Origin of the sequence: Mesorhizobium sp. M7A.F.Ca.US.014.04.1.1, assembly GCF_003998745.1 — a bacterium.
Classification (GTDB): Bacteria; Pseudomonadota; Alphaproteobacteria; order Rhizobiales; family Rhizobiaceae; genus Mesorhizobium; species Mesorhizobium ciceri.
This window is the reverse complement of the sequence record NZ_RZRW01001381.1, coordinates 1-557: the sequence shown is the minus strand read 5'-3', so window position 1 is coordinate 557 and position 557 is coordinate 1. Positions and strand designations below refer to the sequence as shown.

Sequence of the window (557 nt, the reverse complement as noted above, 5' to 3'; positions counted from 1 at the left end):
GGGTTGAACATCAAATCCCGGGTTGAGGTCAAAACCTCTAACTGCCGCACAGGCAGGACAGCGACACCAGCGCCAAAGGCGCTCAAGCTTCCTGACCTGTTCCCAAGACATTCGGCGCCGATCTCATCGATCGATTGGCGTCCAACCAAAGGAACAAATCCATGGACGTCATTCTTCTCGAACGCGTTTCCCGCCTCGGCCAGATGGGCGATACCGTCAAGGTCAAGGACTGCTTCGCCCGTAACTTCCTGCTGCCGCAGGGCAAGGCGCTGCGCGCCAACGAAGCCAACAAGAAGAAGTTCGAAGGCCAGCGCGCCCAGCTTGAAGCCCGCAACCTCGAGCGCAAGTCGGAAGCGGCCCAGGTCGCTGAAAAGCTCGACGGCAAGAGCTTCATCGCCGTTCGCTCCGCCGGCGAAACCGGTCAGCTTTACGGTTCCGTTTCGACCCGCGACATCGCCGATCTGCTGACGGCGGAAGGTTTTTCGATCAACCGCAACCAGATCCTGCTCAACCAGCCGATCAAGACCATCGGTGTCACCAATGTGGCGATCGCGCTG

Annotated in this window: 1 protein-coding gene; it reads left to right on the top strand. The window is 59.4% G+C overall.

From position 1 onward, the window contains the following. Nucleotides 1-161: 161 nt before the first annotated feature. Nucleotides 162-557, top strand: a 396-nt coding sequence (gene rplI, locus EOA22_RS36660; protein ID WP_127390764.1) for a 50S ribosomal protein L9, incomplete at its 3' end; no start/stop codon positions are given.